Below are 14,211 nucleotides of genomic sequence, written 5' to 3'. Positions count from 1 at the left end.
AATAAGCTTATAGCTTACGGCTTATAGCTTAATGCTTTAAATTATTTAATAATTTCTACTGTATTTCCGTCTTGTAGGTTGATCTGACCTGTAATAATTACTACTTCTCCGTCATTTAAACCATTAATGATTTCAACTTTATCTCCTAAAATTCTTCCAGCTACAACTTTTTTCAATTTTGCAACATTGTTTTCTACAACAAAGATTTCGTTGCTGCTCACACTTCCAACAAAAGCATTTCTAGGAACAACTTTCAAGTTTTGTTTTTGGTTTTTAGCACCAAAGTTTGCAGTTCCATACATACCTGCTTTTAGGTCATTGTTTGCATTGTTTGTAATCTCAATTTCAACAGGGAAATTTAAAGACGCATCTGCTTTTGCAGCGATAAAAGTAATTTTTCCGCTAAATGACTTATCAGGATAAACACTTGCTGTAATATCTACCGTTTGTCCTAATTTTAAACTAGCAACTTGAGTTTCGTTTACAGTAACAGTCAATTTTAATTTAGAAACATTTACGATATCAAATAAAGCAGTTGCAGGCATTCCAGCTAAAATAGAACCTGGTTCGATATATTTTTTATTGATGTATCCGTTAATTGGAGCTTTTACTCTTGTATCCCCAACATTAATTTTAGCCTGAGTATAGTTAGATTGAGCATTAGTCAAAGCCAATTTTGCTTGATCTAATTGTTGTTTTGTAACACCACCCGTTTTGAAAGCATTTTCGTATCTAGCATAATCAGATTTTGCGTTTTGGTATGCTGCTTCTGCTGCTTGAGCATTTACATTGATAACATCGCCTCTTACTGTTAAAAGAGTTTGTCCTACTCTTACGTAGTCACCTTCTTTAACTAAAACACTAATTACTTTTCCTGATTTTTCAGCAGAAAAAGTCAATTCCTGAATCGGTGCAAAGTTTCCGTTTGCAGTAAAACCTAAGTTAACATCTTCTGTTTTTACTGTAGCTACTTTTACAGAAACCGCTGCATTTTTTTCTGCTACAATTGCTGTTTTCGCTTCGTTTTCTGTTTTGTTTTTATTTAGAATGTAGTTAATCCCGACAAAAGCCACGACTATGATTACGATTGTTATAATTATTTTCTTCATTGTAATAATTTGTTATTTAGTAAGAGATTTAAGTTCGCCTTTCGATTTGATTAGAGATATTTCGGCAATTTTATAATTTAAAACTGCTCTTGTAAAGTTATTTTGAGCTTCAAGCGATGCATTTTCTGCGTCTAACAAATCGGTTAAAGATGCTAAACCTTGAAGGTAATTGTTTTTGGTATTTCCTAAAATTTCTAACGCTAAACGCATGTTTTCTCTCTGATTCTCAATAGTCACAAGATTATTATTAATCTGTGCCATCGCATTTCTATAATCTAAATCAAGAGAAAGTTTAGTGTCTTTGATATCTTCTTGAAGAGATCTGATTTCTACATCGGCTTGTCTTACTCTAGAACGAGTTCCGAAACCTGTAAAAATTGGCACTCTTAAATTTAATCCAATTCCAGAGAAATCTGACCAATATACTCCAGAAGATGGTTTTGCAAACCAAGGAAATTGTGGACCTTGACCAATATAGTTATAACCAGCAGTCAATGAAAGTGTAGGGTAATATTCTGCCTGAATTGCCTTTTTATTAAATACTAAAAGCTCTTCTTGTTTCTTTAAAAGAAGATATTCTGTTCTGTTTTCAACATTTGGCTCTTCTGTTAGAGAAGCCGGCACCACTTCAAATTCTTCTTTAGGCATCACAAATTGAGATTCAATAGGCATACCCATATAGAATTTCAGGGCATTTTCTTGCAGTTCAATTTGGTTTTTAACTTGCTGACGCTCTGTGTCAATGTTAGACATTTTAACAATAATACGATCTAAATCTATTTTTTTAGCCAAACCGTTATCAAATTGCCCCTGTACAATATCACGAACTTTTTGAGTATTTACATAGTTACTGTCTAATAAAATTAGTCTTTCGCGCTGTACATAAACAGAGTAGTAGTTATTCGCAACTCTTTCAATAACTTGTTCGTCTGTCAACTGACTATTAATTTGATAAAATTCACGTGTAGACTGTGCTGCTCTTAATCCTGTAAAAACCGCCTGATCAAATATTGCCTGAGTTAAAGAAACCCCTGCTGTTGATGTCCATTTCTGACCAAAAGCAGCCTGAATTGTTGTTCCTGGCTGTCCAAATCCTGCTCCATCAATAACGGTAGTTTGAATAATAGGGTTATATGTTAAGTTACCATTTGCAGTTATTTGTGGTAATGCTCTCGAACGTATTTCTTGAATTTTATATTCGCTGTTTTCAACCTGAAGCTTTGCCTTCTTTGCATCGGCTTTATTTTCAAGCGCGTATGTAACAGCCTCTTTCAAGGTTAAGGTTTTGACTTGTGCGCCGGCGGTTATGCCTATTGTACACAAAACTATAAGAAAGATTCTTTTCATAAGTAGTTAAATATTTATTTTTTAAATTTTGAGATAGTATCGTCATATCCCATCCTCTCTCAGAATAATGACGATTGAATATATTTGGATGAATTAATTTTTTATTCTTTTTAGCTGCTTTTCTAATTCCTCGACTCCTTTTTCAGTCGCCATTGCTCGTGTATGATATTCTAATGCCTCTAGCTCAATTCTTTGTGCTTCGCTTTCAGAAACAGTATTTTCGTTAATATGAAAAACCAGTGTATAGTAAAATTTCACATAAACCTCTACATTCAAATCGCTTCTGTAAAGTCCTTCACGGATTCCCTTTTCAATATTTTCCCTAAAAAGCTGTGTGCACTGATCAATTTCATAAGACAAGATGTTTTGGTAAATCTCTGGATAGTGCTTTTTTAACTGGTAGATTGGCGATGTGTCCATGTTGTTTTTAAACATATCACGAAACATTTCTCTAATCTCAAAATTTTCATGAATAGCATTATAATTCTTCGCTATAATCGTATCCATGATTTCGTGCACTTGGCCATGAACTAATGATGTGCTTTCCTCAATCAAGATTTCCTTGTTGCAGAAATATTTGTAAATCGTTTTTTTCGAAATACACATTTCACCTGCAATATCATCCATTGTAACACTCTTAAAACCAAGCTTTAAAAATAACTCGCTTGCTTTTGCTATAATCTTCTCTTTCATTTTAAATTCTCGAATTGCCTTACAAATATACTTTGGAAACTAAAATCAAAAAAAATAGTTTCCAATATTTTTGTAATAATTTTACATTAATTTATTCTTTTAGTAAGATTTATATGCTAAATTCTAAATTTGCTATAAGTTTGATGTCTTTACCCAAAGCGGCGCCAGAAGAATGATTAAATGAGTTAAAATCTAAACCAAAGTCTTCTCGTTTTATATTTCCTTTAATTTCAAAAGCTACTTTCTTTTCTCCATTATAAATATTTTCTCCCAGAAATTCAGCATCCAATTCAACTACTCTTGTAATGTCTTTTATGGTTAAATCTCCTTTGAAGAAATTGATGTTCTGATTTACTTTTTGAAATGAAGTCGATTTAAAGCTAATAATTGGATGCTCATCTTCTTCAAAAAAGTCTTGAAGCTGTAAATAAGCATCTATAGATTGGAAACTTTCATTTTTGTTGTTGATATCCAAAGAAAATTCAACCGAAGCATCTTCAATCTCATTATCTTCAATGTTTACATAGCCATCAAATTTATTTGTGCTTCCACTCATATATGCAGTTCTCGATCTTCTCATTTCTAATAAAACATCTGACTGGCTAGAATCTAAGGTCCATTTTGTTTTCATAAATACTTGATTTAATTGAATTTATAAATCATTCAAACTCTTAAAGGAAACTTTTACAGTTTTCTTAGTTTCCATTATAACGCTGCAAATATAGATAGGAAACTCTAAATACCAAAAAAGTTTCCAAGTTTTTTAGAAAAAATTTTAACATCTTAGAAATGAGAATGGTTAAGAACCCTTTCCAATTCTTTAAGAAGCTTTTAATCATTTCAATAATTGAAATTCATATTTGAATTGTATCTTTGAGCCTCGAAATCAGAATTCATTATGCACGATATAAGTCAGTACCAAGATTTTTTCATCAATTATCTTCAAAGCCAAAACATACATAAAGAACCTAAAAATCTTTACGAGCCTATAGAATATATTTTAGGACTTGGCGGAAAACGCATCCGCCCTGTTTTAACTTTAATGGCTGCAGAGGTTTTTGACACTGATTATTCGATTGCGCTTCCGGCAGCAATGGCGGTTGAAGTCTTTCATAACTTTTCGCTAGTTCATGATGACATTATGGACGACGCACCTTTAAGAAGAGGACAAGTTACCGTACATGAAAAATGGGATTTAAATACTGGAATTCTCTCTGGAGATGCCATGCTTATTTTGGCTTATCAATATTTTGAACAATATGAGCCAACTGTTTTTAGAAATCTAGCCAAATTATTCAGCAAAACAGCGCTTGAAGTTTGCGAAGGACAGCAGTGGGATGTAGATTTTGAAACTCGTAAAGATGTTACAATCCCGCAATACCTTAAAATGATTGAATACAAAACAGCTGTTTTGGTTGCGGCGGCTATGAAAATGGGTGCAATTGTATCTAAAACTTCTGAAAAAGAAGCCGATTTAATTTATGATTTCGGATTAAATTTAGGATTGGCTTTTCAGCTTCAAGATGATTATCTAGATGCTTTTGGTGATCCTGAAACTTTTGGAAAACAAGTTGGTGGAGACATTATAGAAAACAAAAAAACATATTTATATCTAAAAGCCTTAGAATTTTCTTCTGACGAAAAAGCTTCTGAATTAGAAAAATTATTCACGCTTCAGTTAGAAGATAACACAGAAAAAATAGAAACTGCCAAAGCAATTTTTAATCAATCTGGAGCTTCAAAAGCAACACAAGATGCAATTGAAATGTACACTTTTAAAGCTTTTGAAACATTAGAAAAAATGGAAATCAGCAATGAAAAGAAAAATGTTTTGAGGACTTTCGGAGAAAATTTAATGGGACGAAAAGTTTAAAAATAACAATTTCAAAAGTCAATTTCAATAACAAATTCTACAATCATAAATCAGCAATCTAAAATCTAAAACCTCATGTTTGTAGCACCCGTAAATACTGAATCTTTGTTAGCTCAGGCGCAAGCAGAGACTTTATATTTAAATCTTATTGAGCAGATTAATAAGGATTTTAATTTGGCCAATGAAGGAATCGATTTTCCATTAAGCATTTCCCCAGATGAATTAAAGATTCAGCTTCACGAAAAAGTCTACCGAATGATTCAATACAAATTTGCTGAATACTTAAATCTCCTCTACATCATTGATGTTCCCGAAAATGAAATCAAACAACTTGACGGATCCGATTTGGTTATTCTAGCCGAACAAGTTGCTTTCTTAATCTTAAAAAGAGAATGGCAGAAGGTTTGGTTTCGAAATTATTATAAATAAGTTTCTGAGGTTCTAAGATGCTAAGGTTCTAAGTTTTTTTCTCATTAGGACGAACGATATTGTGCAGTTTATCTAATTCTGACCAAAGTCCAAAATATTGTGTGTCAATTTTGCTTCCAACAATTTGGAAACGACCACATCTAAAACAAATCTTTGCTATTCCAATCGTTTTTTCTTTCTTTTTAAAAATAAAAATGTCGCGATATTCGGGAACACACGCATATGCACTCATTTGCAGAGAATCTTTTTCGCTGAATACATTTTCAATTTCCTTTTGCTGTTTAATTGTAAGATTGGATTTCTTATAATTATGACTTAACAAAATTTCTTCAAAACTCTTTTTAGGAATACTATCCGGAAAATATCCCATAAATATATCTTCAAACTCCTTCTCTTTTTTTGATTTCTGACTTTCTGCTCCAGAAATAATTATGCTATCAAGAGTATAATTCACAAAATAATGATCAATCTTATCAGAATCAAAAAAAGGTCGTAAATCTTTTTTTACAACCTTTTCATTAGTATTTTTTGACTTCTCCGAGTTATTACAACTAAAAGTAATAACTCCAATGATTATAAAAATATATTTTTTCAAATTTTCGCTTTTAAAAAACTTAGAATCTTAGCATCTCAGAACCTTAGCCACTTTTAGAAATACACTCTCACAAAAGGCATAAATCCAGAACCGTAAAGACTTTTATTCGGATCGTACAAAACATCGTAACGCGCTCCAATGGTTACACTTCCTGTTCTGTAACCTGCTCCTAGATATAAGGCTGTATTCCAATAAGCATCGGAAAAACCTGAATGGTAATAATTTTCATCATAATCAGTATCGACCCTAACTTGCTCCAATTCTGCAGATAATTGCAGTTGCGGAATCGGGTTTACAAGTGTGATGAAACTTCCGCCGTAAACAAATGATTCGTAATAATTCTTTTGATACAAATAACCAAACTGCAATCCAACTCCAACCGCAACAATTTCGTTGACATTGTAAATGGCACTTGGCATTACTGAGACATTAGTATATCCTGAACCAAACCCAAGACCTAAACCACCTCCAAATTGAACTTTGTCCCAAAAATGGTTACTGTTGTCAATGACATATTTTTGTTGTGCAATACTATAACTTGAAAATAAGACAGCCAAAATCACAAAAAAACATCTGCAATCGATTGAAAATTGAATTTTATTCATAGTTAACGTTTATTTTAACAAATTTTTACGTAAAAGTACGTAAAAAAAAGATTTAAATAAATGTGATTGTTGTACTTTTGCCTTTCTATATAACAAAAAAGTATATTCACTCATATTATGGATAGGTTTTCATTTTTAAACGCAGCGCATACCGAGTTTTTTGCACAATTATACGATCAATATTTAGTTAACCCAGACAGTGTTGAGCCTAGCTGGAGAAGTTTTTTTCAAGGTTTTGACTTTGGACAAACAACTTATAACGACGAAAATCCAGTGCAAACTATCGTTGAGTACGTGACTAGCGATAACGCAGACTGTAGCTTGGTTTCAGAAAAACTGCAAAAAGAATTCAATGTACTAAAATTAATTGACGGATACCGTACGCGCGGGCATTTATTCACGAAAACAAATCCTGTTCGTGACCGTAGAACTTCATCTCCAACTTTGGATATTGAAAACTTCGGATTAACAACAGCCGATCTTTCGACTGTTTTTGATGCTGCTCAAACGATCGGCATGGTGCCTTCTTCTTTACAAGATATCGTAAATCGTCTTAAGGCTATTTACTGCCAGCATATCGGTATTGAATATATGTACATTAGAAATCCTGGCGTTGTAAAATGGATTCAGGATAAATTAGCTGTAAATGTTAATCAGCCTAATTTTTCTACAGAAGAAAAGAAAACAATCTTAAATAAATTAAACGAAGCTGTTTCTTTTGAAAACTTCCTTCATACTAAATATGTTGGACAAAAACGTTTCTCATTAGAAGGTGGAGAATCTATCATCCCAGCTTTAGATGCTTTGATCGAGCAAGCTGCCGAAAAAGGTGTTGAACAATTCGTAATGGGAATGGCTCACCGTGGTCGTTTGAACGTTTTGGCAAACATCTTCGGAAAATCTACTCAAGATATCTTTGGTGAGTTTGACGGTAAAGATTACGATCAAGAATATTTTGATGGTGACGTAAAATACCACTTAGGTCTAACTGCCGACAAAAAAACAAGATCAGGAAAAAGCATCAATATCAATTTAGCGCCAAACCCTTCTCACTTAGAAACTGTTGGAGCTGTAATTGAAGGTATTACAAGAGCTAAACAAGATAAATATTATGCTGATGATTTCTCTAAAGTATTGCCAATCGCAGTACACGGAGATGCTGCAATTGCAGGTCAAGGTATTTTATATGAAATCATTCAGATGGCTCAACTTGATGGTTACAAAACTGGAGGAACAATCCACATTGTAATCAACAACCAAGTTGGATTTACAACAAACTACTTAGACGCTCGTTCTTCTACTTATTGTACAGACGTTGCCAAAGTAACTCTTTCTCCAGTATTACACGTAAATGCTGATGATGCAGAGGCTGTTGTACACGCTGTATCTTTTGCATTAGACTACAGAATGCAATTTGGACGTGACGTATTTATTGACTTATTAGGATATAGAAAATACGGACATAACGAAGGTGACGAACCTCGTTTTACACAACCTGTTTTATACAAAATCATTGCTAAACATAAAAACCCAAGAGACATCTACGCAGATAAATTACTTTCTGACGGTGTAATTGACGCGTCTTATGTTAATGCTCTAGAAAAACAATATAAATCTGCTCTAGAAGAAAACTTAGAAGCTTCACGTAAAAAAGACTTAACAATCATTACTCCATTCATGAAAAACGAATGGGACGGATTTGTTCAAGTAACAGATACCCAAATGCTTCAAAAAGTTGATACTACTTTTGCCAAAGAAGGATTAGATTCTATCATTAAAACAATATCAACTTTACCAGAAGATAAAAAGTTTATCAACAAAATAAGTAAAATTGTTACAGACAGAAAAGCTGGTTACGATAACAATACCATTGATTGGGGAACTGCAGAAGCACTGGCTTACGGTTCTCTTTTAACAGAAGGATTTGACGTTCGTATTTCTGGTCAAGATGTTGAGCGTGGTACATTCTCTCACCGTCATGCTGTTGTAAAAGTAGAAGATTCTGAAGAAGAGGTAATCTTATTGAACGCTATTGAAAACAAAAAAGGAAACTTTGGTGTATTCAATTCACTTTTATCAGAATATGGTGTTTTAGGTTTTGATTATGGATATGCATTAGCAAACCCAAAAGCCTTAACAATTTGGGAAGCACAATTTGGAGATTTCTCTAACGGTGCTCAAATTATGATTGACCAATACATTTCTTGTGGTGAAGATAAATGGAACAACCAAAACGGTATTGTTTTATTATTGCCTCACGGATATGAAGGACAAGGTGCAGAACACTCTTCTGCAAGAATGGAACGTTACTTACAACTTTGCGCAAGACACAACATGTATGTTGCTGATTGTACAACGCCAGCTAACTTCTTCCACTTGTTAAGAAGACAAATGAAAACGAATTTCCGTAAACCTTTGGTAGTTTTCTCTCCAAAAAGTTTATTGCGTGATCCAAGATGTGTATCTACAGTTGAAGAAATTGCAAACGGAAGTTTCCAAGAAACAATTGATGATAATACAGTAGACAAAAAAGGTGTAAAAACTTTAGTTTTTGTTACAGGTAAATTCTACTATGATATCGTCGCAGAAAGAGAAAACAACGGAAGAAATGATGTTGCAGTGGTTCGTATCGAACAATTATTCCCTTTCCCAGTAGATCAAATCAAAGAAATTATTGCACAATATCCAAATGCTGACGATTATGTTTGGGCGCAAGAAGAGCCTAAAAACATGGGAGCTTACAGCTTTATGTTAATGAACTTTGATCTTGTAAAATGGAGATTGGCTTCATTAAAAGCATATTCTGCTCCAGCATCTGGAAGCTACACACGTGCAAAACGTCGTCATGCAGATGCAATTAGAATGGTATTCGATAAAAATTTATTTAGATAGATTTATGAAAAAAATATTTCTATTTATTGTTATTTTATTATCAATATCAATTAATGCTCAAGAATTAAAAAAACCGACCGAAGGAAAAGCAATTGTTTACTTCGTAAGGTCTTCCGGAATGGGAATGTTGATAAATTTTAAATATTTTGATGGAGAAAAATATTTAGGCAAATTTAACTATGGGAAATATTTAATTTACGAATGCGATCCTGGAAAACATTTGTTTTGGTCAAGATCAGAAAATTCAAGTTTTATTGAAGCAGAACTTGAAGCAAACAAAATTTATATTGTTGATTCTGAAGTGCAAATGGGCGCAATAAAAGCAGGTGTAAAATTAGTAGCATTTGATCCAAGACCGGAGAATTACAAAACGCCTAAAAAATTTGAGAAAAAGAAAAAAAATATTCTAGAAGCGATTTCAGAAAAGAAAGAATATATCGCTACAGCGGAAGATCTCAAAGAAGGCGCAGCAGATTTCGAAAGTGTAGTTAAAAGATCTACTGCAAAATATAATAAATCAAAAGAAAAAGGAGAAGAATTTGCAAAGGTCCTTCCTGAAATGTCATACACAAATTAGATAATAAAAAATAATTGTTTCAGTTTTAAGTTTCACGTTTAGTCATAAACCTGAAACTTGAAACTAACTAAAACTTTAAACAAAAACAAGATGATTTTAGAAATGAAAGTCCCATCACCAGGGGAATCAATAAAAGAAGTTGAAATTGCAACTTGGTTAGTAAAAGACGGAGATTATGTAGAAAAAGATCAGGCTATTGCTGAAGTTGATTCAGATAAAGCTACTCTTGAATTACCTGCTGAAATGAGCGGTGTAATTACACTAAAAGCTGAAGAAGGCGATACAGTTGCAGTAGGTGCTGTAGTTTGTTTAATTGATACAGATGCTGCTAAACCAGCAGGTGGCGCGGCTCCAGCGGCTGAAGCTCCAAAAGCAGAGGCGCCGAAAGCAGAAGCTCCAAAGGCAGAAGTAAAAGCAGAAGCTCCTAAAGCAGCTCCTGCAGCAACAAGTTATGCAGCTGGAACTCCATCTCCTGCAGCAAGAAAAATATTAGACGAGAAAAATATTGCTCCAGCAACAGTTTCTGGAACTGGTAAAGGAGGAAGAATCACTAAAGATGATGCTATAAATGCAGTACCTTCTATGGGAACTCCAACTGGTGGAAGCCGTGGAACTGAGCGTACAAAATTATCAATGTTACGTCGTAAAGTAGCAGAAAGACTAGTTTCAGCTAAAAATGAAACAGCTATGCTTACTACTTTCAACGAAGTAAACATGACACCTATCAACCAAATTCGTAATGAGTACAAAGATGCTTTTAAAGCGAAACACGGTGGTTTAGGCTTAGGTTTTATGTCATTCTTTACAAAAGCAGTTACAAGAGCTTTACAATTATATCCAGATGTTAACTCAATGATGGACGGTGATTACAAAATCGCTTATGATTTTGCTGACATCTCAATCGCAGTTTCTGGACCAAAAGGATTAATGGTTCCTGTTGTTCGTAACGCTGAACTTTTAACTTTCCGTGGAATTGAAGCTGAAATCAAAAGATTAGCTTTAAGAGCTCGTGATGGTCAAATTACAGTTGACGATATGACTGGAGGAACTTTTACAATCACTAACGGTGGTGTTTTCGGAAGTATGTTAAGTACTCCAATCATCAACCCTCCTCAATCAGGAATCTTAGGAATGCACAACATTATCGAGCGTCCAATCGCTGTAAACGGTAAAGTTGAAATTCACCCAATGATGTACGTTGCCCTTTCTTACGATCACAGAATTATCGACGGACGTGAGTCTGTTGGTTTCTTAGTTGCTGTAAAAGAGGCTTTAGAAAATCCAGTAGAATTATTAATGAATGGCGACGCTAAACGTGCTTTAGAGTTGTAATTTTTAGAGTAATTTTTGACAATAATAAAAACCTGTTCATTAATTTGAGCAGGTTTTTTTGCTTAAGATTAGCTTAATTTTAACTTAAGGTGTTAATTTTTTAAAAAATTGTAAATTTTACCCTTTAAAAAATATTTAATTTAGAATAAATAAGAATAACTTGTTTGGTTGCAGTCCAACAATTAAATTTGCACTATCAAAATTAATTCTAAATAAAAATGAAATTAAAATTTACAATTTCTTTTTTGAGTTTTTGTTTTGCTTTAATGACCAGCGTTTCGGCTTTGGCTCAAGAAAAAGCAACTATTAAAGGTCAAATTAGCTTAACAAATAATCAAGCTGCAGATAATGTATCTGTTACATTGAAAGGAACAAAAATAGGAACTAGCACAGATGCCAACGGTTTCTATGAAATTAAAAATATTAAACCAGGTAACTATGTGATAAAAGTTTCTGGAATTGGTTATTCTTCTAAAGAAAAAAGCGTTAGCCTTAATGGTGGCGATTCAATTATTGAGGATTTTAGAATTAGTGAAAACTCTCAAGAATTAAATGAAATTGTTGTAAACGGAAACAGAAAAAATCCGCTAGCTCGTAAAGAAACACAACAGGTATCAAGATTACCTCTTAAAAATCTTGAAAATCCACAAGTTTATACTACAATTACTGCTGAGTTATTAAAAGAACAAGTTGTTACCAACCTTGACGATGCTCTTAAAAATGCTCCAGGATTAACACCTCTTTGGGCTTCTACAGGTCGTGGAGGTGATGGTGCAGGTTATTTCTCTTTAAGAGGATTTGCTGTACAACCAACAATGACTAATGGATTACCAGGATTAACAAACGGAGGTTTAGACCCTGCTAACATAGATAAAATTGAAGTAATTAAAGGACCTTCTGGTACTTTATTCGGAAGCAGTTTAATCTCTTATGGAGGTTTAATTAACTTAACTACAAAAAAACCTTATGATCATTTTGGAGGAGAAGTTAGCTACACTGCTGGAAGCAACGGTTTAAACAGAGTAACGGCAGATGTTAATACTCCTGTAGACGAAGAGCACAGAATTAATTTTCGTGTAAATACTGCTTATCATACAGAAAATAGCTTCCAAGATGCTGGATTTAAAAAATCATTCTTTTTTGCTCCATCATTATCTTACCAAGTAAATGACAAACTTTCGTTTTTCATTAATACGGAATTCATGAACAACAAACAGACGAACGCTACTATGTTATTTTTAGACAGAGCAGCCCCGTTGAGAGTTCACAATATGGATGAATTAGGTTACGACAACAAACGTTCTTACACTAGTAATGAATTGGCAATCGAAACTCCTTCATACAATTTACAAGGTCAAATGATGTACAAATTCAATGACCAATGGACTTCACAAACTGTAGTTTCACGAGGTTCTTCTTCATCTAATGGATACTATAGTTATTTATATGAAGGAACACAATACGCACCAGCCGAAATAAGCGAAGGAATTGTGTTAGGACGTTCTATGAATTATCAAAATTCTACAACTCTAACAACAGATATTCAACAAAACTTTATTGGAGACTTTAAAATAGGAAGCCTAAGAAACCGTCTTGTTGTTGGTTTAGATTACTTTAATAGAGGCATGGTTGACAATAGCTCTAATTACGTAAGAAATGGTAATATCTACATTGGTAATTTAGATGTTGCAACTGTGAATCAATATCTTTATAACATCACAGATCCTACTAAATACATCACTAATGGAGATAATGGAAACTTAACTAAAGCTGGAACTGATGCTCTTATTGCAAGTGCTGGAATTAGTATGAACAAAACAAAACAAGAAGTTTACAGCGCCTATTTTTCTGATGTAATCAATTTTACACCTGCTTTATCAGCAATGGCAAGTTTACGTGTTGACCGTTTTGTAACTGCTGGTGATTTATCAACAAATGCAGATGATTTTAATCAAACTGCCTTTTCTCCTAAGTTTGGTATCGTTTATCAGCCAATTATAGATAAAGTTTCGCTTTTTGCAAATTACATGGATGGTTTTGCTAATTCTGCTCCAGTAACAGAAATTTTAGGTGACGGAACTACTCGACCAAGAACTTTCAAACCAGAACACGCTAACCAGTTTGAAATTGGTACAAAATTAAACGTGTTTAAAGATAAACTTTACGCTACATTAAGCTACTATGACATTCAGGTAAAAGACCAAGTTTATGTAGTTTATACTGCAACATCACAAACACCTTATCAAGATGGAGCACAAAGAAATAAAGGTTTTGAAGCAGAATTCGTGGCAAATCCTATTGACGGTTTAAACATTGTAGCGGGTTACAGTTATGTTGATGCTGTCTTAAACGCGGGAGACCCTTCTTTTGTAGGACGCAGACCAGAGAGTTCAGGACCAAGAAACTTAGCAAATCTTTGGGCAAGCTATAAATTCCCTGAAGGAGATTTAAAAGGTTTTGGTTTAGGATTTGGAGGAAACTATGCTGACAAAAACTTAATCATGAACAGAAACGGTGTTGGTCAATTTACAATACCTTCTTATACTGTTTTAAATTCTTCTATTTTCTACGGAACAGAAAAATACACCTTGACATTAAAATTAGACAATATTGCTAATGTTGATACATATGATGGTTGGTCAACAATTCATCCAAGAAATATGAGAACTGTAGCGGCGAACTTCTCGTACAGATTCTAATAAAAAACAGCAAAAACACCTTTCTCGTAAAAGAAAGGTGTTTTTTAAATTTTAAAGATT

Annotated in this window: 12 protein-coding genes; 6 read left to right on the top strand and 6 right to left on the bottom strand. The window is 33.5% G+C overall.

From position 1 onward, the window contains the following. Positions 1 to 41: 41 nt before the first annotated feature. From M0M44_RS06515 to M0M44_RS06500, 4 genes are all read right to left on the bottom strand, one after another. Positions 42 to 1,109, bottom strand: a complete 1,068-nt coding sequence (locus M0M44_RS06515; RefSeq protein ID WP_248729034.1) for an efflux RND transporter periplasmic adaptor subunit — start codon at positions 1,107 to 1,109, stop codon at positions 42 to 44. Positions 1,110 to 1,121: 12 nt separating this feature from the next. Then, on the bottom strand, positions 1,122 to 2,456 hold the full coding sequence (locus tag M0M44_RS06510) for a TolC family protein (protein WP_248729033.1): 1,335 nt from the start codon (positions 2,454 to 2,456) through the stop codon (positions 1,122 to 1,124). Positions 2,457 to 2,549: 93 nt separating this feature from the next. After that, complete coding sequence (locus M0M44_RS06505; RefSeq protein WP_248729032.1) at positions 2,550 to 3,149, bottom strand: TetR/AcrR family transcriptional regulator; 600 nt, start codon at positions 3,147 to 3,149, stop codon at positions 2,550 to 2,552. Positions 3,150 to 3,258: 109 nt separating this feature from the next. Continuing rightward, positions 3,259 to 3,780: a YceI family protein gene (locus M0M44_RS06500; RefSeq protein ID WP_248729031.1), complete on the bottom strand. Its 522-nt coding sequence runs from the start codon at positions 3,778 to 3,780 to the stop codon at positions 3,259 to 3,261. A 267-nt stretch (positions 3,781 to 4,047) separates the two neighbouring features. On the opposite strand from M0M44_RS06500, the gene M0M44_RS06495 reads away from it, so the two are divergent. Both M0M44_RS06495 and M0M44_RS06490 read left to right on the top strand, forming a co-directional pair. Next, entirely contained in the window at positions 4,048 to 5,022 is a 975-nt protein-coding gene (locus M0M44_RS06495; RefSeq protein ID WP_248729030.1) for a polyprenyl synthetase family protein, read from the top strand. Positions 5,023 to 5,097: 75 nt separating this feature from the next. Beyond that, positions 5,098 to 5,451 carry a hypothetical protein gene (locus M0M44_RS06490; RefSeq protein ID WP_111286231.1) on the top strand — a complete coding sequence of 118 codons (354 nt, stop codon included), beginning with the start codon at positions 5,098 to 5,100 and terminating at the stop codon, positions 5,449 to 5,451. A 28-nt stretch (positions 5,452 to 5,479) separates the two neighbouring features. Here the strand turns inward: M0M44_RS06490 and M0M44_RS06485 are convergent, their stop codons facing one another. Next, positions 5,480 to 6,046 carry a hypothetical protein gene (locus tag M0M44_RS06485; RefSeq protein ID WP_248729029.1) on the bottom strand — a complete coding sequence of 189 codons (567 nt, stop codon included), beginning with the start codon at positions 6,044 to 6,046 and terminating at the stop codon, positions 5,480 to 5,482. A gap of 53 nt (positions 6,047 to 6,099) precedes the next feature. Beyond that, on the bottom strand, positions 6,100 to 6,651 hold the full coding sequence (locus tag M0M44_RS06480) for a hypothetical protein (RefSeq protein ID WP_248729028.1): 552 nt from the start codon (positions 6,649 to 6,651) through the stop codon (positions 6,100 to 6,102). A 117-nt stretch (positions 6,652 to 6,768) separates the two neighbouring features. Between M0M44_RS06480 and M0M44_RS06475 the strand changes: the two genes are divergently transcribed. The 4 genes from M0M44_RS06475 (at position 6,769) to M0M44_RS06460 (ending at position 14,151) form a co-directional block, all read left to right on the top strand. Beyond that, positions 6,769 to 9,543: a 2-oxoglutarate dehydrogenase E1 component gene (locus M0M44_RS06475; protein WP_248729027.1), complete on the top strand. Its 2,775-nt coding sequence runs from the start codon at positions 6,769 to 6,771 to the stop codon at positions 9,541 to 9,543. Between the two features lie 4 nt (positions 9,544 to 9,547). Further along, on the top strand, positions 9,548 to 10,120 hold the full coding sequence (locus tag M0M44_RS06470) for a hypothetical protein (RefSeq protein ID WP_248729026.1): 573 nt from the start codon (positions 9,548 to 9,550) through the stop codon (positions 10,118 to 10,120). 90 nt (positions 10,121 to 10,210) lie between these two features. Further along, a complete protein-coding gene (gene odhB, locus M0M44_RS06465) occupies positions 10,211 to 11,452 on the top strand; it encodes a 2-oxoglutarate dehydrogenase complex dihydrolipoyllysine-residue succinyltransferase (RefSeq protein ID WP_248729025.1) in 1,242 nt (413 codons plus the stop codon). 218 nt (positions 11,453 to 11,670) lie between these two features. After that, positions 11,671 to 14,151, top strand: coding sequence for a TonB-dependent receptor (locus M0M44_RS06460; protein ID WP_248729024.1), 2,481 nt, complete (start codon positions 11,671 to 11,673; stop codon positions 14,149 to 14,151). The last annotated feature ends 60 nt before the right edge of the window (positions 14,152 to 14,211 follow it).

The organism is Flavobacterium humidisoli (genome assembly GCF_023272795.1).
Taxonomy (GTDB): Bacteria; Bacteroidota; Bacteroidia; order Flavobacteriales; family Flavobacteriaceae; genus Flavobacterium; species Flavobacterium humidisoli.
Note: the sequence above shows the minus strand (reverse complement) of the source record. Positions and strands in the feature narration are given on the sequence as shown.